The following is a 16,630-nucleotide window of genomic DNA, read 5'->3' on the forward strand; positions in this document are numbered from 1 at the left end:
ATGGCATGGCGTGGCCCGCAATGGAACGGGATCGCGACAGCAAGGATGCAAAGGGGCCGCGGCGCTTCGAACGCCCGCGCGGATCGGGCGCGCGCGCGATCGCCGATCTGATGCCCGACATCGGCCGCACCGCCTTTCGCCGCTTTGGCTTCGTGCAATCCAGCGTGGTCACGCGCTGGCCCGAAATCGTCGGCGAACGACACGCGCGGGTCTGCATGCCCGAATCGATCCGCTTCCCTCCCGGTGAAAAGAGCGAGGGGATCATGGAGCTGGTCGTGGTGCCGGCCCACGCCCCGATGATCCAGCACGTGGTTCCCGAGATCATCGAACGGGTGAACCGCTTTTTCGGCTATAACGCCGTTGCCCGCATCCGCCTGCGGCAAGGCGCGGTTAAGGCGCCCCCTGCTGGAGAGCGCCCGACGGCACCGCCAAGCCTGAAGCCCATTCCGATGGAACTGGGCGAAAGCCTGCGCGATATCGGCGATCCCGAATTGCGTACTGTCCTTGAATCACTCGCCCGCAGCCTCGATGCCCGGGCAAATGACGGAAAGACCGAATGAAGACCGCCCGCCTGATCCTGCTTGCCGCTGCCGCCGTTCTGTCCGTCGGCGCGACGAAGCCCGCCCCGAAACCCGCCGCTGCGGCCAAGGGCAACTGGACCGCAACCGTTGTCCGCACGCCTGCCGATGCCGTGCGCGTGGGCAATCCCAACGCGCGGGTGAAGGTGATCGAATATGTCAGCTACACCTGTTCGTCGTGCTCGCGCTTCGAAATGGAGGCGAGCAGCGAGCTGGCGCTGGGCTTCATCCGTCCCGGAACCGGATCGGTGGAATACCGCCCCTATTTCCGCAACGAGATCGATATCGCCGCCACCCTGATGGCCCTGTGCGGCCCGGTGGACAAGTTCACCGGCAACCACGCCCTGCTGCTGCGTTCGCAGGCGAACTGGAACAAGTCGGTCAGCCGCGAACAGCAGCAGCGCTGGATCTATGGCGAATTCGGCGACCGGATGCGCGCCATCGCCACCGACCTCAAGCTCTACGACCTGTTCCAGCAGCGCGGGTATGACCGCCCGACGCTCGACCGCTGCCTGAACGACCGCGCCCTGGCAGACCGGCTGGCGCGCGAAAACACGGTGGCAGATGACCAGATCGGCATCACCGGCACGCCCAGCTTCCTGATCAATGGCAAGCTGCAGCCCGTTCATGACTGGGCCTCGCTGCGCAAGCTGCTGCTGGCGGCCACGCGCTGATCTGCTAGTTGTGGACACATCCGGGGGTAGCGCAATCTGCCCCCTTCCCTCGGGCCAGCCAGTTGCTAGCCTGATTGTTCTGCCTTGAAAGAGGAACCTGCAATGTCCGTCCGATTCGTTCGCCGTATCGCTCTTGCCTCCACCGCTGCTGTCCTCGCCCTGGGTCTCTCCGCCTGCAAGGAAGAGCCGAAGGAAGGCGCTGCCGGGGGAACCCCGGTCGTTTCGGCCACGCCGCACGCCAACGTGCCGCCGCCCGCCGGCAAGACCTGGGCCGACGTTATCGAGAAGACCGCCGATGGCGGCTATCGCGTCGGCAATCCGAATGCGCCGGTCAAGGTGGTCGAATACGGTTCGCTTTCCTGCCCGCACTGCGCCAAGCTGGCGCAGGAAAGCTTCGAGACGATGTTCGGCGAATATATCCCCTCGGGCCGCCTGAGCTTCGAATTCCGCTCCTTCGCCATCCACCCGCAGGACGTGCCGATGACCGTGCTGCTCGAATGCGGCCCTAAGGAAAGCTACGTCAGCCTGGTCGAACAGGTCTATGCCAATTTCGACCAGCTCGCGCAGAAGACCCAGCAGGGTGCGCAGGCCGCCGAACAGGCCCTGACCCTGCCGGAAGGCCAGCGCTTCGTCGCCATGGCGGAAGCCATCGGACTGCCGGAATTCTTCGCCCAGCGCGGCATTTCGGTCGATCAGGGCAAGGCCTGCCTTGCTGACTTCGCCCGCGCCACCAAGGTTGCCCAGAACGCGGAAGCCTATGGCGCCAAGGGCATCAATTCCACGCCGACGCTGTTCATCAACGACGCGAAGCTGGAAGACACCACCTGGAACGGCCTGAAAGGCGCCCTCCAGAAAGCCGGCATCCGCTGATCGCCGGCTGAAGGGGGGAGACAGCCGGTACGATGCGCATCAGGCGGCTCAAGCTCAGTGGTTTCAAGAGCTTTGTCGAGCCGGCTGAACTGCGGATCGAACCCGGGCTGACCGGCGTTGTCGGGCCGAACGGCTGCGGCAAATCGAACCTGCTGGAAGCCATCCGCTGGGTGATGGGCGAGAACTCCGCCAAAAGCCTGCGCGGCGGCGGCATGGAAGACGTCATCTTCGCCGGCACGGCCAACCGCCCCTCGCGCGATTTCGCCGAAGTCGTCCTCCACGCCGAGGACGCGCGCGGCGAGGAACTCGAAGTCGTCCGCCGGATCGAGCGCGGCGCGGGCAGCGCCTATCGCGTCAACGGCCGAGATGTGCGCGCCAAGGATGTGGCGCTGGTCTTTGCCGATGCGGCAACCGGCGCCCACTCTCCGGCCCTGGTCAGCCAGGGCAAGATCGCCGCCGTTATCGCCGCCAAGCCGGCCGAGCGGCGGCAGATGCTGGAAGAGGCTGCCGGTATCGCCGGCCTCCATGTCCGCCGCAAGGATGCCGAACAGAAGCTGCGCGCCACCGAGGCCAATCTCGCCCGGCTGGAAGACATCATGGGCCAGCTTGACCAGCAGATCGGCTCGCTGCGCCGCCAGGCCCGCCAGGCAGAGCGCTATGTCTCGCTGTCGGACCGGATCCGGCTGGCAGAGGCCCGGCTGGTCTATGCCCGCTGGCGCGACGCCGCCGCCGCGGCGGATGCCGCCCGGGCAGAGGCGCAGGCCGCCGATGCCCGCGTAACGCAGGCGCAGGCCGTGCTGCAGGCGGCGCAGAAGGCGCAGCACGAAGGGGCCGAACGGCTGGCCGAAGCGCGCGACGAGCTGGCTGACCGGCGCGACGATGCCTCTGCCCACGGGCACCGGCTGGCAGCACTCACCACCCAGCTTGAGGCGGCGGAGCAGCGGCTAAAGGATCTCGACCGCCAGCGCACCCGGCTGGAAGAGGATCGCGGCGATGCCGATCGCCTGACGCGCGATGCGGCAGAGGCCCTCGCCAGGCTGGAAAAGGAACTGGCTGAAGGGCTTGCGGCCCTGCAACGCGACGAGGCACGGCGCCCCACCATGGCCAATGCGTTGGACGATGCCGACCGCGCCGCCCGCCAGGCCGAACTCGCACTGGCGCAGGCAACCGCGGCCCAGGCCGGGGTCGAAGCCGAATGGCGCGTTGCCGATGCCGAACTCGCCGCGGCAGAACAACGGCTGCAGCGCCTGTTGGACGAGCTCGCCCGGCAGGAAGGCCTGCGCGCCGCCCTGACGCGCGAGGGCGATCCGCAAGCCGCGCTCGAACAGGCCGAGGCAGGCCGGCAACAGGCAGAAGCGCAAGTTGCCGCGGCCCGCACCGCGCTCGAAACGCAGCAGGCCCGCAAGGCCGAATTGCAGTCCGCGCGCGATGCCGCGGGGTCAACGCTTGCCAGCGCCCGGGCCGAACTCGCCGGCATCGAACGCGAACATGCAGCCCTGCTGCGTGACCGTGAGGCCCGCGCTCGGCAGGCCAAGGGTGGCCACGGGCTGACATCGGCCATCGATGCCCTGCGCGCGGAGCCGGGATACGAACGTGCACTCGCTGCCGTGCTGGGGCGCGATGCAAAGGCGGGCCTTGGCGCCGCGCCTTCCGGCGTGGAAGGCCGGTTCTGGACGGGTGCCGATGCGCCCGCGCGCGTTTCCGGGAGCCTCGCCGATCACGTCAGCACCTGCCCCCCAGAGCTCGCCGCCCGCCTCGCGCTGGTGCACGTGGCGGAGGCGGACGATGGCCGCAAGCTGGGCCCCGGCGAATGGCTCGTCACCCGCGATGGCGCCTTGCGCCGGTGGGATGGCTTCGTCGCCCGGGGCGAAGGCGCGGCCGAGGCAGCGCGGCTGGAGGCGGAAAACCGCTTTGCCGCGCTCGACGGCGAACTTCCCGCGCTTCGCGCCGCCGTGGCCGAGGCTGAGGCCGCCGCCCAATCCGTGCAGGCGGAACTTGCCGAATTGCAGCTTGGCGTGATCGCCTCCGAACGTGCCCTTGCCGCGGCCGCCGATGCCGAACGCACCGCCTTGCGCGCGCTTGACCAGGCAGAAGCGGCCAAGGCCCGGCTGGAAGCACGCCGTGCCGAACTGGCGGCAGCCGCCGACGATCTCGCCGAACAGAAAGCGCAGGCCGAGGCAGAGCTGGCCACCGCCCGCTCCCGCCGGAGCGAACTGCCCGATCCGGAAAGCGGCAGGGCCCAGCTTGCCGCGGCGCAGGCGAAGAACGATGCCGCCCGGCAGTCCATGCAGGCGGCAACCGCTGCGCTTGCCGCGCATGACCAGGCACTGGCCGTGGCGCGAGAGCGAACCGGCGCGCAGCGCTCCGATATCTCATCCTGGCAATCGCGCGCAGGCGATGCGGCCAGCCGCCTTTCGCAGATGGCGCAGCGGCTGGACGAGATCGAGGAAGAGCGCGCCGTCATCGCCGCCAAGCCCGCCGCCCTGCTAAAGGAAATCGAAGCCAGCGACGCCATCCGCGCCCGCATTGCCGCCGAGCTTGCCGAGGCCGAGGCGAAGGTCAACGTCGCCTCAGACGAAGCGCGCGAGGCCGATGCAGCCTTTGCCGCCGCCAACGAAACGCTCGCCACCGCCCGCGAAGCACGCGCCGGTGCCGCCGCCCGCGCCGAAAACGAGGAAGAGCGGCGCGCCGAAATGGGCCGCATCTCTGGCGAGCGCTTCCAGTGCCCGCCACCGCTGCTGCCCGAGCGGTTCGAATTCGACAGCGCAAGCGTCGCCGCATCGGCAGAAGAATCGGCGACGATGGACCGCCTCGTTGCCGAGCGCGAACGCATCGGTCCGGTCAACCTTGTCGCGGCGGAGGAATTGAAGGCGGCGGAAGAGCGGCACGGGGCATCGCTGGCCGAGCAGGCGGAACTTTCGGAGGCGGTAAACCGGCTGCGCGGCTCGATCGGCAACCTCAACCGCGAAGGGCGAGAGCGCCTGCGTGCCGCGTTCGAGGCGGTGAACGGCCACTTCCAGGAACTGTTTTCCAAGCTGTTCCAGGGCGGCGCCGCGCACCTGGCCCTTGTCGACAGTGACGACCCGCTGGAGGCGGGCCTCGAAATCTTCGCGCAGCCACCCGGCAAGCGCCTGCAATCGCTGACCCTGCTTTCCGGCGGCGAACAGGCGCTGACCGCGGTGGCGCTGATCTTCGCGCTGTTCCTTACCAATCCCGCGCCGATCTGCGTGCTCGACGAAGTCGATGCGCCGCTTGACGATGCCAATATCGAACGGTTCTGCGACCTGCTCGAAGCCATGGTCGGCGAGACCGATACCCGTTACCTCATCGTCACGCACAATGCCGTCACGATGAGCCGGATGCACCGCCTGTTCGGTGTGACCATGGTCGAAAAGGGTGTGTCGCGCCTCGTCAGCGTGGATCTTGGCGGGGCAGAGGAACTGCTCGCGGCGGAATAGCTCAGTCGAGCACCAGCCGCGGTCCCGGCCCAGCCGCGCCCACCTTGTCCCCCCGGTTGTGCATCTCGCAGCGCGGCAGGCTGAGGCAACCGCAGCCGATGCATTCGTCCAGCTTGGCACGGGCGCGGGTGAGCAGCTGGATCTTCGCATCGATGGCGCCACGCATCGAGCGGCTGATCTTCTGCCAGTCGGAAAGCGAGGGCGTGCGCCCTTGCGGCAGTTTGGCAAGCTCCGTCTCGATCTCGGCCAGGCCAAGCCCGAGCCGCTGGGCCACGAGGATGAAGCTGAGACGGCGGATGTCGCTGCGCAGGAAACGCCGCTGGTTGCCGACGGTGCGGAAGGCCTGGATCAGCCCTCGATCCTCGTAGAAGCGGATGGCAGAAACCGCGAGGCCGGTGCGCCGGGCCAGCTCGCCAATGGGCAGCAAGTCATTCTTGTCCAATCCCGCCTCCGGGCCTGAAATCGCCTGACCTGAAGCTAGCTTGAGGTTTCTTCAAGATAAAGCATTTTCATGGCATGACCGCCCAACAGCCTGAATTACAGACCTTCTTTATGCCTAGAACAGTTCCGGTTGCGACGGCGCGCCGGGCCCGCCACCCGCCCAGCGTTCGCTGGTCCGCTCCACCGTCAGGTCATCCTCCCAGGTCCGGCAGAGGGCCAGCGCGTCCTCGGGCGAGCCTTCGAGCCAGTAATGCTGAGCGGCACGGGAGAGGATCAGCGGCATGCGATCATGCACCTCGGCCATCCGGGGATGCCCATCGACCATGACGATGCTGTAGACGTCGCCCCACTCCGCGCTGCGCCGCCACAGGCCGGCCACCGCGAAGACGTCCTCGTCCGGCAGGCCATACCAGGTGCGGGTCATGCGCCCCTTCTCACCTTCCGCCTCTGCCCATTGCGAGACCGGCACGAGGCAGCGGCGCTGGACGAAACTTTCCCGCCAGAAGCCCGTCAGCAACTTGTCCTCTCGCGCATTGGTGACTGGCTTGGGCTTCAGGGCCTGCCCCTGCCGCCCCTTGAGAGCGAGGGGAAAGCCCCAGTGCATGGCACGCAACTGCCCTTCGGCCACGACCATGCCGGGAAAGCCGGGATAGAGTTCCGCGGCGACGTTGATCCCCTGCCGCGCCTCCACCGCGAAGAGCTTCGCTACTTCCTGCGTGCCCTTCGTCATGCGGTAGAGGTTGCACATCAGGCGTTGCCCACCACCCAGCAGGCAAGCGCCATCAGCAGACCGGCAAACCGGTTGGCGCGAAAGCGCGCGAGCGGGTTGCTGCCGTCGGCCGGGTCCAGCGTCACGACCTGCCAGGCAAGATGAAGCGCAACCGGCAGCAGGGCGACAAGGGCCAGCCAGTCCGGCCGCAGCAGCCAGAACGCCGCCGCCCAAAGCCCCACGGCGGCAGCGTAGAACCCGGCCACTCCTCCCCGCACACGCGTACCCAGCGCCCGCGCGCTCGACCGGATGCCGACAAGCGCATCGTCCTCTACGTCCTGCAGGGCATAAATCGTGTCATAGCCGATCACCCATGCCACCGACCCGGCGTAAAGCAGGGCCAGCACACCGGGGTGCGCGGTGGTCAGCTCGACCCAGCCGACCAGCGCCGCCCAGGAAAACACCAGCCCCAGCCACGCCTGCGGCCACCAGGTGATGCGCTTCATGAAGGGATAGGCGGCAACCGGGGCAAGGCTGGCAAGGGCGACTGCCTGCGCCGGCCAGCGCAGTTGCAGCAGCACGACAAGGCCGACCAGGCACAGCAGCAGCAGCCAGGCCCAGGCCGCACGCCTGCTCACCCGGCCGCTGGCCACGGGGCGGCTGGCGGTGCGCGCCACCTTGCGGTCAAGGTCTGCATCGACGAGGTCGTTATAAACGCAGCCCGCTCCGCGCATGACGATGGAGCCCAGCAGCAACCATCCGATCAGGTCCCACCGCTGCATTCCGCCAGCGAGCAGCACTCCCCAGGCACCGGGCCAGAACAGCAGCCACCAGCCGATCGGCCTGTCGAACCGCGCCAGCAGGGCATAGTCACGCAAGGGTTGCGGCAGGGCGGCGACGAGGCCGCGGTGCTGGCTATCGGGTACGATTTCTGCCGAGGAAGACATCGGCCTTCCATGCCACAGCAGGTGGCCGGGCAACAAGCTGCGCCAGACCGATCAGGACGAGGCGGTATAGACCCGCTTGCTGGCCGATATCGGCAAGGCGCCAAGGTTCACGAAACCCAGGTTGATCGAGATCGAGGTGGTGGCGGTGATCTGGGTCCAGTCGATATTCGCGTTCACCTGCCCGCGCGTGATGGTGAGCGTGGGAACGCCATCGGCCACGGCGCCGAAATCCTGCTGCTGGAAACGGGTCGTCAGGTCGGCGTCGCTGGGCACGGGGTAAACGCTCGCCAGCCGCGCGGCCTCGTCCACGGCGTGATTCACCGCGCTGCGGACGTAGAAGTAATTGCCCATCTGCAGGATGCCGATGATCAGCAGGAACACCAGCGGGGCAATGAGAGCAAACTCGATAGCCGCAGAGCCCCGGCGGTTGCGTAACAGACGGCGCACGGTCAGCGGATCCTTGCCGTGGAACTGGCGACATAGGTGGTGGTCTGCGCCAGCTTGCCGAAGGGGCCACTGAAGATCGGCGTGTAACTGCCTGTAACTGTTACCGTGAGATAGTCTGCCCGCACGTCGGATGCGTTGGGACATGCGGCGATATTGGCCTGCGCTGCCTCGTTGCATTCGGTCCACCGGGTAACGGTGATGGCCGATGCAGCCATGCCGGTGTCTGCCGCCAACCGCGCGGCAAGCGTGGTGTTGTCGGGCGGGGTATTGCCGCCGGCAACCGCCATGGCCGCCCCTGCATTGGCCACCTGTTGCAGGTTCAGCCGCATGACCGAAAGCTGCGTCAGGTCTATAGCGCCCACGGCAAGGCTGAGCAGGATGGGCATGAAGATCGCCGCTTCCACGGCCGAGACGCCGCGCTGATCGTGCCACAGGTGCCGCATCAGGTTCCGCATCGTCATCATCCGATCAGCTTCACCGAAGTTGCCCCGCCAAAGGCGCCCGCGCCGGAACCGTTGGGGCAATTGTTGGTGATCGTGGTGTTGCCGGTGAATTCCACCTGGAAAGAGACGATCTGCATGCAGGGCGTGCTGACGCCGCTGTTGCCGGTGAATCGCACGGAGCTTTTCGGGGCGTAGATCGCACCCTGGTACTGCGAGAACCAGGTGCCGCTGTAGTCGGCAAAGGAGGTTCCGGTGACGAACATGTTGGTCTTGCTCGAAGTGACGGTCCGGGGGTCCTGGTAAATGATGATCCCGGCATAGGTGCCCGTGCTGGGGGCGATCAGGCGGACATAGGAATTGCCGGCCGCGTCGAAGCGCCCCGGCTTGGTCGGATCGGCGATATTGGTGAAGATCAGGGTGACGCCATCGCCGCTGATCAGCGATTGCGATCCCACCTGCACGTCGCCGCCGTTGATGTAATAGATGCCGGGGTTCAGCGTCAGCGAACCCAGGCTCTTGATGCTGGAATAGCAGCCCGGGTTGATCGTCAGGCTGGTCATGCTCTTGACCGTCACGGCCGGGGCGCCGTTGCACAGGCTTCCCGGATTGGGCAGCGGCAGGCCGGCATAGGGATCTTGCTGGGCCGAGGCACCGGCATTGATCGTGGTGGTAGACGGAACCCCGCTTCCCGCCGTAACCGAACCCACCGCCGAAAGCGAAGGCACGGCCACGGTCTGCGCATCGGCCAGCAAGGCGGGTGCGCCTATCGAATTGGACGCCATGCCGCATTGCATGGTCAGGCTGGCCGAGCCGGTGACCGAAACGGCCGTCGTGCCCGAAGGGTCCAGCCCGAGCACGCAATTGGGCGTGCCGCCGAACACCTTGGCCGTCGATTCCACCTGGATGCGCGGGGCGGTGGAGAGGAAGATGCTGCTGAACGGCAGGGCCTGTTCAACCGACAGGACAACGCGGACGGCATAATTGTCGGCAGTTCCTGTTCCGGTGCTCGGCGGGTTCTGCACCGCCTCGATCGTGAAGCTGCGCTGCTCGTTCTTGGCCAGCGCCAGCCGCACGGCGCGTTCGACATTCTGCGAATTGATCTTGGCGCGAGCGCCTGCGAGCGCGGAAAGATCGGCGGCGTTGCGCAGGGCATTCTGCCAGGCCACCCATTGCGCCGCATCGATCGCCAGCCCGACACCGGCGATGACCGGCGTCAGCGAAAGCGCAAAGACCGTCAGGGTCTGGCCGCTGCGGTCGCGCTTCAGCCGCGCGAGCGGGCGCATCAGCCGCGCCAGCCGATCGCGAGTGGCCAGAATGGAAGTCTGCGGGTACATGGCCTCGGGTTAGGCCTTGATGTTTAACGGTCGTTTTCCCAAAGCTTTCCCAGCCTGTAACTTATCGTAAAAGCGAGGCCCCATCCGCCCCATGCCCGCCACCCCCGCCTGGCCGCCCAAGAGCGCTCCCCGCCTGTTCGTTGGCGAACGGCTGGCCGCAGGGGCATCTGTCGCGATCGATGGCCCGCAGGCGCACTACCTTGGGCGCGTCATGCGCGTGGCCGAAGGCGATGCCGTGGTGCTGTGCGATAACCAGACGGGCGAATGGGCCGCGCGGGTCAGCTCTGCCGGCAAGCGCGATGTCGTGCTTTCGGTCGAAAGCCTGCTCCGCCCGCGCGAGGACGTGCCCAATTTCACGCTCTGCGCGGCGCTGCTGAAGAAGGACCGTTTCGACCTGGTGCTGGAAAAGGCCTGCGAACTGGGCGCGCGGCGGATCCAGCCGGTGATCACCCGGCGCTGTGTGGCGGACAAGCTGAACCTTGACCGCGCCCGCGCCATCCTGATCGAGGCGGCAGAGCAATGCGCCCGCACCGCGCTGCCCGAACTGGCCGAACCGGTCAGGCTCGATGCCCTTATCAAGCATTGGGAAACGGATCGTGCGCTGTTTTTCGCCGACGAGAACGGCGGCGAGCCGGCGGCCCCGGCCTTTGCCGCGAATGTCCCGGCAGCCGCCCTGCTCACCGGCCCCGAAGGCGGGTTTGACGAGACGGAGCGCGCCGCGATCCGGGCCCTGCCGCAGGCCCGCGCGATCATGCTCGGCCCGCGCATCCTGCGCGGCGAGACCGCAGCCATTGCCGGAACCGCGTTGTGGATGGGCACCATGGGCGATTGGACGGCGTGAATTTTGATCGCTTTGCAGGGCGGAATTTAGTGGCATCGCCGCGCCCCACGCACTAACCCGCCCGCATGAGCACGAGACAGGTTTCAGATCGCAACGATCCCCTGATCGAGCGCCGCGAGGATCTCGTGGCGCCGATGGCCAAGGGTGAGAAACCCCGCGAACAATGGCGCATCGGCACCGAGCACGAGAAGCTGGTCTTCTCGCTGGGTGACAAGCATGCTCCTTCCTATGGCGAGCCCGGCGGCATCCTCGACCTGCTGAAGGCGCTGCAAGCCTATGGCTGGGAGCCGATCGAGGAAGGCGGCAAGATCATCGCCCTCGCCGGCGCCGACGGTAATGTCAGCCTGGAACCGGCGGGTCAGCTCGAACTGTCGGGCGCGCCGCTCGAAAACCTGCACCAGACCTGCGCCGAAACCGGCCGCCACCTGCGACAGGTGAAGGAAATCGGTGAGAAGTTCGGCATCGGCTTCCTCGGCCTTGGCATGTGGCCCGACAAGACGCGGGCCGAGCTGCCGATCATGCCCAAGGGCCGCTACGAGATCATGCTGCGCCACATGCCGCGCGTCGGCACCATGGGCCTCGACATGATGCTGCGCACCTGCACCATCCAGACCAACCTCGATTATTCGAGCGAGGCGGACATGGTGCAGAAGTTCCGCGTCAGCCTGGCGCTCCAGCCGCTGGCGACCGCGCTGTTCGCCAATTCGCCCTTCACCGAAGGCAAGCCCAACGGGATGCTGAGCTATCGCAGCCACATCTGGTCGGATACCGATCCGGCGCGCACGGGCATGCTGCCCTTCGTTTTCGAAGACGGCTTCGGCTATGACCGCTACGTCGAATACATGCTCGACGTGCCGATGTACTTCGTGTTCCGCGACGGCAAATACATCGATGCCGCAGGCCAGAGCTTCCGCGATTTCCTTGACGGCAAGCTTCCCGCCCTGCCCGGCGAACGGCCGACTCTGGGGGACTGGAACGACCACCTTTCCACCGCCTTCCCGGAAGTGCGGCTGAAATCGTTCCTCGAAATGCGCGGCGCCGATGGCGGGCCTTGGAACCGTATCTGCGCCCTGCCGGCGTTCTGGGTCGGCCTGCTCTATGATCAGGGCGCACTCGATGCAGCGTGGGATCTGGTCAAGGACTGGGACATGGAAGGGCGCGAACTGCTGCGCTCGTCAGTGCCGAAGCTGGCGCTCGATGCTCCCCTTCCCGGCGGCGGAACCCTTCGCGACATTGCCGCCGAGGTACTGGCCATCGCGCGCTCGGGACTCAACGCACGCGGGCGGCTGAATTCGGCAGGCGACAACGAAAGCGGCTTCCTCGAACCACTCGACGAGATCGTGCGGACCGGCAAGGTTCCGGCGCAGGTGCTGCTCGACAAGTATCACGGCGAATGGGGCGGAGACCTCACCCGGATCTACGAGGAAAGCTTCTGACCGGCGTGGCGGGAAAGCTCGACCACCACCCGATCAAGCCCTTGATCGGCAGCGAGGTGAGCGGCGATCCCGGCGATCTGGCCAGCGGGGTGCACGGGGCGGAACTGCGCCGCCTGCTGCAGGAACGCGGCGTGATCCTGTTCCGCGACCTCGACATCTCGCCTGAGCAGCAACGCGCGATCACCGCTTCGATCGGCCCGCTGCGCGGTGCTGCGGGCGATGAACTCCAGCGCGTCACGATCGACGAGACTGCCAGCCCTGAATATTCGGCCTATGTCGCCCAGACCATGTTCTGGCACATCGACGGTTACCACAACCAGACCGTTCCCTGCTTCGGCGGTTCGTTCCGCCCGGTGAAGCTTTCCCCCAGTGGCGGGGAAACCGAATTTCTCAATTGCTACGCCGCCTACGACGCGCTCGATAGCGAGACGAAAGCGCTGATTGATCCGCAGCGCGTCGTGCTGAGCGCGCAGACCTCCGGCAAAGCGGCCTTTCCCGAAGCAAGCGATGCCCAATTCGCCGCCTGGCGGGCCGTGCCGCCGGCACAGCAGCCGCTGGTCTGGCAGCATTGCGACGGGCGCAAGTCGCTGATGCTTGGCGTTTCGGTCTCTCACGTTGCGGATATGGCCGCTGCTGACAGCTATGACCTGCTGCTGCGCCTGCGCGCGCATCAGACCCGGCCGGAATTCGTCTACAGCCACCAGTGGCGGCCAGGTGACCTGCTGATCTGGAACAACACCGGGACATTGCACCGCGCCCGGCCGTTCGATCCGGCATCGGGCCGCCTGCTCAACCGTTTCACCATCGAAGGCGACGAACCGATCTGCGGCGTTCGCGGCTGACCTATTCCGCCGGCTGGGCTACCGCGCCGCGCTGCGGGCGCAGGCCTGCGAGCAGTCGCTTGATGAACCGCGTAACCGTGGGGTTGCGTTCCATCCATGCGTGATATTCGCGGTACTTGGCATCTTCCGCCAGCAGGTGCTTTTCCTCTGTCCTGGCGCGCCAGAAGTAAATCGCGCTGACCCCGGCGAGGCACACGGCGTTGCGCACGGCGTCGGTCAGCGAGCCATTGGTGACGAGGAACGGCAGGGTGGCGCACCACCAGAAGGCGTTCTTGGAGAGGTAGGCCGGATGGCGGGTCCAGCGGTAGGGACCGTTGGTCAGCACGCCGCGATAGGTGAGGTTGGAAAAGCGGATGCCGAAGGCAACCGTTGCCCATGCGTATATCCCGGTCAGCACCACCAGCAGCGCGGCCCAGGCCCAGAGCAGCACGGCCTGCCCTTCCATCCACCATGCCCATCCGGCGGTATTGGCTTCGTAGAACAGCGGGCCGCCCATGTTCATCATCTGGAACGGCGGATAGCACATCAGCGCCGCCACCCAGCCCGCGAGGTAGGGATTGGCCGAGCGGATCTGCGCGTCGAGCGGCTTGACCGTGAGGATATAGCCCACCGTGCCGATCTGTTCGTCGACGACGAACATCATCAGCACCAGCAGGTTCGTCACGGCCACCGGGTCCAGCCACATGCCGCTCCAGTCGCGGCCGACAAGGTCGGCGAAACCGCCCGGCACGATCGAGATCATGAAGGCCGTGAAAAAGCCCTTCACCGCCCAGGCGCGCAGATGGATCGGCAGCATGGCCGGATCATGTGCCTCGCGCCCGATCAGCCAGGCGCCGAAGTGCCAGCAGGGGTCGCGCGGTTCCACCAGCACGCGGTCAAGCCAGAGGACATAAGGGACCGACAGCAGGAACATCGGTACCGCGGCCCAGCCGAGCACGGTCATGGCCACCTGGTACGGGCCATCCCAGTACCAGCGGAACAGGCAATAGAGGAACCCGATGATCGCCCAGGTGGCCCACAGGCCGGCAAGCTTGGTGATCGAGATATCGACAACGGCGGAAAGCGGCCGCTTCACCTGCCAGTTGATCCCGGTGGACGGGCGCAGGTGGACCTTTTCGACCAGCACCGACCATGCGACCATCGGCAGGGCGCAAAACACCAGCCCCATCAGCGCGGCATTCGGCCCGGTCAGCCGCTCGCGCGGGCTGTCCAGGCCCAGCAGGTCAACGATTTCCGGCCAGAAATGGCACAGGCACACCCACAGGGCGAGACCGGCAAGCCCGGTCAGCCCGGTGGCCGCCGAAACGTCACTCGTGGGCCGCGGATCGGCGGAAGGCGCATGCGTCGTCACGCTGCGCGCAATAGCGGCAAAGGGTTAAGGGCGCGGTAACGCCCTTAACGGAAGGAAGTGATGCGCCCGCTGTCGTCCAGGATGTACAGCTTCTTGCCCGCCACGATCGGCGGCAGGCTGATCGAGCTGCCCAGCTTGGTGAAGGGCGCAACCGTACCGTCGGTGACGCTGGCCGAAAGCAGTTCGCCCTCGGTATTGGCGATCCACAGGCGGTTGTTGGCCAGCACCGGGCCGGTCCAGAACACCGGGTTCTTCTTCTTCTCTTCGTTCTTGAAGCGCGTCAGCTGCGTCACCCACTTCACCTTGCCGGTGTTGCGCGCAATGCACAGCAGCTTCGCTTCGTCGGTCAGCGTGAAGATCCAGTCGCCGGCGATGGCCGGGGTGGAAATGCCTGCGAGGTTAAGCTCCCAGACGCGCTGCCCGGTGAGCAGTTCATAGGCCGCCATGCGCCCGCCCTGACCCAGCGCGAAGACCCGGCCGCGATCGATGATCGGATCGGCGTCGATATCGGTGAGCACGCCCACCGTCGTCGCCAGCGAGGTGCGTGCCAGGGCGTCGGACCACAGCGTGCGGCCGTTTTCATAGCGGTAGGTAACCAGTTCGCCGGTCGAATAGCCGGCGATCACCGAGCCCTGCCCGATGGTCGGCGCGGCAACGCCGAAGATGCCGGAAAGGCCGTTCGATCCGCTCTCGTTCCACAGCAGCGCGCCGTCCTTGGCATCGAGCGCGATCAGCTGGTTCGACTGCGTCATGACGAAGACCATGTCGAAGGCGACCGTCGGCGATCCGCGCAGCGGGCCGGCGGGCTTCACCTTCCACAGCTGGTTGCCATCCTTGGCGTCGAGCGCGGCTACTTCGCCCACGCCGGTCGTCACATAGACCTTGTCGTCATCGAAGCTGGCGCCGCCGCCGAAGACCGAGCTGGCGCCATCGCCGCTGATCTTGAACGATTTGGCCCAGCGCTTTGCCCCGCTGGCCGCATCGAAAGCGTGAACCGTGCCTTCGGTGTCCATGGCGAAAAGCGTTCCGCCGCCCACCACCGGTGCGGCGGCAAGGCGCTGGCGCTTGTTGTTGCCGGCAATCGCCCCGCTCCACCCGCGCACCGGCGCTTCGGCAAGCGCAAGGTGGCCATAGGACTTGCTGGGCGTGTTGCCCGCCTGCGGCCATTCCGGATCGGCCTCTGCCGGGGGGAGAACAACCGAGACGGAGGCGAGGTTGGGGTCAACCTTGGCACCCGATTCGACCCGGCTGAGGATCGGCACGCGGTTGCCGACGGTGGGCGTGGTCGGCCCCTTCTTGCCGAATACGCCGCAGCCCGAAAGCGTTACCGCCATGGCAAGCGCAGCGACGGCAGCCGCACGGCGGAACGGGGTCTTGGTGGTCATCCGGGCATCCTTCATCGCAATCACTGTCCCTGCTCCGGCGCATTGGCCGCGGTAACATCCTTCACCGCCTCGTTCACATCGTCGACGGCATCGACGCCGAGGTAGCCGGCCATCTGCCGCGCACGGCGGCGCAGCGTGTCAGGCACGGCCTTGTCGCGCGCAATCGAGGCGAAAACGGGGCCGGCCAGATCGTTCTTGCCCTGCTTCATGTATGCAAGGCCAAGCAGTTCACCCGCCGAACCGAACCACGGATTACCGGGCTGGGCAAAGGGCTTCATCGCGGCAACCACCTGGTCTGCCGGCATCGAATCGAAACGCAGCGCCACTTCGCGGATGCGGGCCAGATCGCGATAGGCCTGCGGCGCGCTGTCATCGGCGGCAACTTCGGCGAAAATCTTGGTCGCGGCGTCTGCCTTGCCCTGCTCAAGCGCGATGCCGGCCTGCAGCAGGCGGGCTGCCGCCTGGCTGCCATCGCCACCTTCCTTGGCCAGCGGAGCCAGCAGCTTGCTGGCTTCGTCGAGCCGGCCGGCTTCCAGCTGGTCAAGCGCCTTGACGTATTCTTCCGAGCGCTGCTCGCGCCCCTGGTCGCGGTAATAGTTCCAGCCCAGCCATGCGGCGAGGGCGCCAAGGCCGAGGAAAACGGCCCAGCCGATCAGCTTGCCCCAGCGCTTGACGAGATCGAGCGCTTCCTGCTCGCGCAGGGCCTCGTCCACTTCGCGCAGGAAGCCTTCCTGTTGCGCATCTTCGCGGCTGATTGCGGGCGTTTTCGAATTATCGGGGCGAAGGGCCAAGTCTGGGTCTTTCGGCAAGCTGATCCGGATGGCGGTGTTTAGCGGATGGGCCTGCCATTTCAACGGATATGATCGTGAAGCGG

16 protein-coding genes are annotated in these 16,630 nt (G+C 66.6%); 7 read left to right on the top strand and 9 right to left on the bottom strand.

The genetic code is table 11. The features are described from left to right. Nucleotides 1-5 precede the first annotated feature (5 nt). The 4 genes from C0V78_RS06320 (at nt 6) to C0V78_RS06335 (ending at nt 5,580) form a co-directional block, all read left to right on the top strand. Nucleotides 6-560, top strand: a complete 555-nt coding sequence (locus tag C0V78_RS06320) for a DUF721 domain-containing protein (protein WP_371514424.1) — start codon at nt 6-8, stop codon at nt 558-560. Further along, on the top strand, nt 557-1,252 hold the full coding sequence (locus C0V78_RS06325; RefSeq protein ID WP_101796947.1) for a thioredoxin domain-containing protein: 696 nt from the start codon (nt 557-559) through the stop codon (nt 1,250-1,252). The genes C0V78_RS06320 and C0V78_RS06325 overlap by 4 nt, the downstream gene beginning before the upstream one ends. A gap of 102 nt (nt 1,253-1,354) precedes the next feature. Beyond that, nucleotides 1,355-2,122, top strand: coding sequence for a thioredoxin domain-containing protein (locus C0V78_RS06330; RefSeq protein WP_101796948.1), 768 nt, complete (start codon nt 1,355-1,357; stop codon nt 2,120-2,122). A gap of 32 nt (nt 2,123-2,154) precedes the next feature. Further along, nucleotides 2,155-5,580 carry a chromosome segregation SMC family protein gene (locus C0V78_RS06335; RefSeq protein WP_101796949.1) on the top strand — a complete coding sequence of 1,142 codons (3,426 nt, stop codon included), beginning with the start codon at nt 2,155-2,157 and terminating at the stop codon, nt 5,578-5,580. 1 nt (nt 5,581) lies between these two features. Here C0V78_RS06335 and soxR read toward each other — a convergent pair whose 3' ends face one another. From soxR to C0V78_RS06365, 6 genes are all read right to left on the bottom strand, one after another. After that, nucleotides 5,582-6,022, bottom strand: a complete 441-nt coding sequence (gene soxR, locus C0V78_RS06340; RefSeq protein ID WP_101796950.1) for a redox-sensitive transcriptional activator SoxR — start codon at nt 6,020-6,022, stop codon at nt 5,582-5,584. A gap of 114 nt (nt 6,023-6,136) precedes the next feature. After that, the gene (locus C0V78_RS06345) at nt 6,137-6,769 is read right to left on the bottom strand and encodes an SOS response-associated peptidase (protein WP_101796951.1); all 633 of its coding nucleotides are present in this window, start codon (nt 6,767-6,769) and stop codon (nt 6,137-6,139) included. After that, on the bottom strand, nt 6,769-7,677 hold the full coding sequence (ubiA, locus tag C0V78_RS06350) for a 4-hydroxybenzoate octaprenyltransferase (RefSeq protein ID WP_101796952.1): 909 nt from the start codon (nt 7,675-7,677) through the stop codon (nt 6,769-6,771). Before ubiA ends, C0V78_RS06345 begins: the two co-directional genes overlap by 1 nt. 51 nt (nt 7,678-7,728) lie before the next feature. Beyond that, complete coding sequence (locus C0V78_RS06355; RefSeq protein ID WP_158241482.1) at nt 7,729-8,124, bottom strand: TadE/TadG family type IV pilus assembly protein; 396 nt, start codon at nt 8,122-8,124, stop codon at nt 7,729-7,731. A 2-nt stretch (nt 8,125-8,126) separates the two neighbouring features. Further along, on the bottom strand, nt 8,127-8,588 hold the full coding sequence (locus C0V78_RS14895) for a TadE/TadG family type IV pilus assembly protein (RefSeq protein WP_158241483.1): 462 nt from the start codon (nt 8,586-8,588) through the stop codon (nt 8,127-8,129). Next, nucleotides 8,585-9,901, bottom strand: coding sequence for a TadE/TadG family type IV pilus assembly protein (locus tag C0V78_RS06365; protein ID WP_101796955.1), 1,317 nt, complete (start codon nt 9,899-9,901; stop codon nt 8,585-8,587). The genes C0V78_RS14895 and C0V78_RS06365 overlap by 4 nt, the downstream gene beginning before the upstream one ends. Before the next feature lie 91 nt (nt 9,902-9,992). On the opposite strand from C0V78_RS06365, the gene C0V78_RS06370 reads away from it, so the two are divergent. The 3 genes from C0V78_RS06370 (at nt 9,993) to C0V78_RS06380 (ending at nt 13,020) form a co-directional block, all read left to right on the top strand. Further along, nucleotides 9,993-10,742, top strand: coding sequence for a 16S rRNA (uracil(1498)-N(3))-methyltransferase (locus C0V78_RS06370; protein WP_101796956.1), 750 nt, complete (start codon nt 9,993-9,995; stop codon nt 10,740-10,742). Nucleotides 10,743-10,807: 65 nt separating this feature from the next. Beyond that, the gene (locus C0V78_RS06375) at nt 10,808-12,178 is read left to right on the top strand and encodes a glutamate--cysteine ligase (RefSeq protein WP_101796957.1); all 1,371 of its coding nucleotides are present in this window, start codon (nt 10,808-10,810) and stop codon (nt 12,176-12,178) included. 5 nt (nt 12,179-12,183) lie between these two features. After that, complete coding sequence (locus tag C0V78_RS06380; protein WP_158241484.1) at nt 12,184-13,020, top strand: TauD/TfdA family dioxygenase; 837 nt, start codon at nt 12,184-12,186, stop codon at nt 13,018-13,020. Nucleotide 13,021: 1 nt separating this feature from the next. On the opposite strand, the gene C0V78_RS06385 is transcribed toward C0V78_RS06380, so the two are convergent. Genes C0V78_RS06385 through C0V78_RS06395 form a run of 3 tightly spaced genes read right to left on the bottom strand, consistent with a single transcriptional unit; the run spans nt 13,022 to nt 16,547 of the window. After that, nucleotides 13,022-14,371, bottom strand: coding sequence for an isoprenylcysteine carboxylmethyltransferase family protein (locus tag C0V78_RS06385; protein ID WP_101796959.1), 1,350 nt, complete (start codon nt 14,369-14,371; stop codon nt 13,022-13,024). 44 nt (nt 14,372-14,415) lie between these two features. Then, entirely contained in the window at nt 14,416-15,756 is a 1,341-nt protein-coding gene (locus C0V78_RS06390) for a PQQ-like beta-propeller repeat protein (RefSeq protein ID WP_254049838.1), read from the bottom strand. Nucleotides 15,757-15,776: 20 nt separating this feature from the next. Further along, on the bottom strand, nt 15,777-16,547 hold the full coding sequence (locus tag C0V78_RS06395; protein ID WP_158241485.1) for a tetratricopeptide repeat protein: 771 nt from the start codon (nt 16,545-16,547) through the stop codon (nt 15,777-15,779). Nucleotides 16,548-16,630 lie beyond the last annotated feature (83 nt).

This window comes from Novosphingobium sp. TH158 (assembly GCF_002855555.1).
Classification (GTDB): domain Bacteria; phylum Pseudomonadota; class Alphaproteobacteria; order Sphingomonadales; family Sphingomonadaceae; genus Novosphingobium.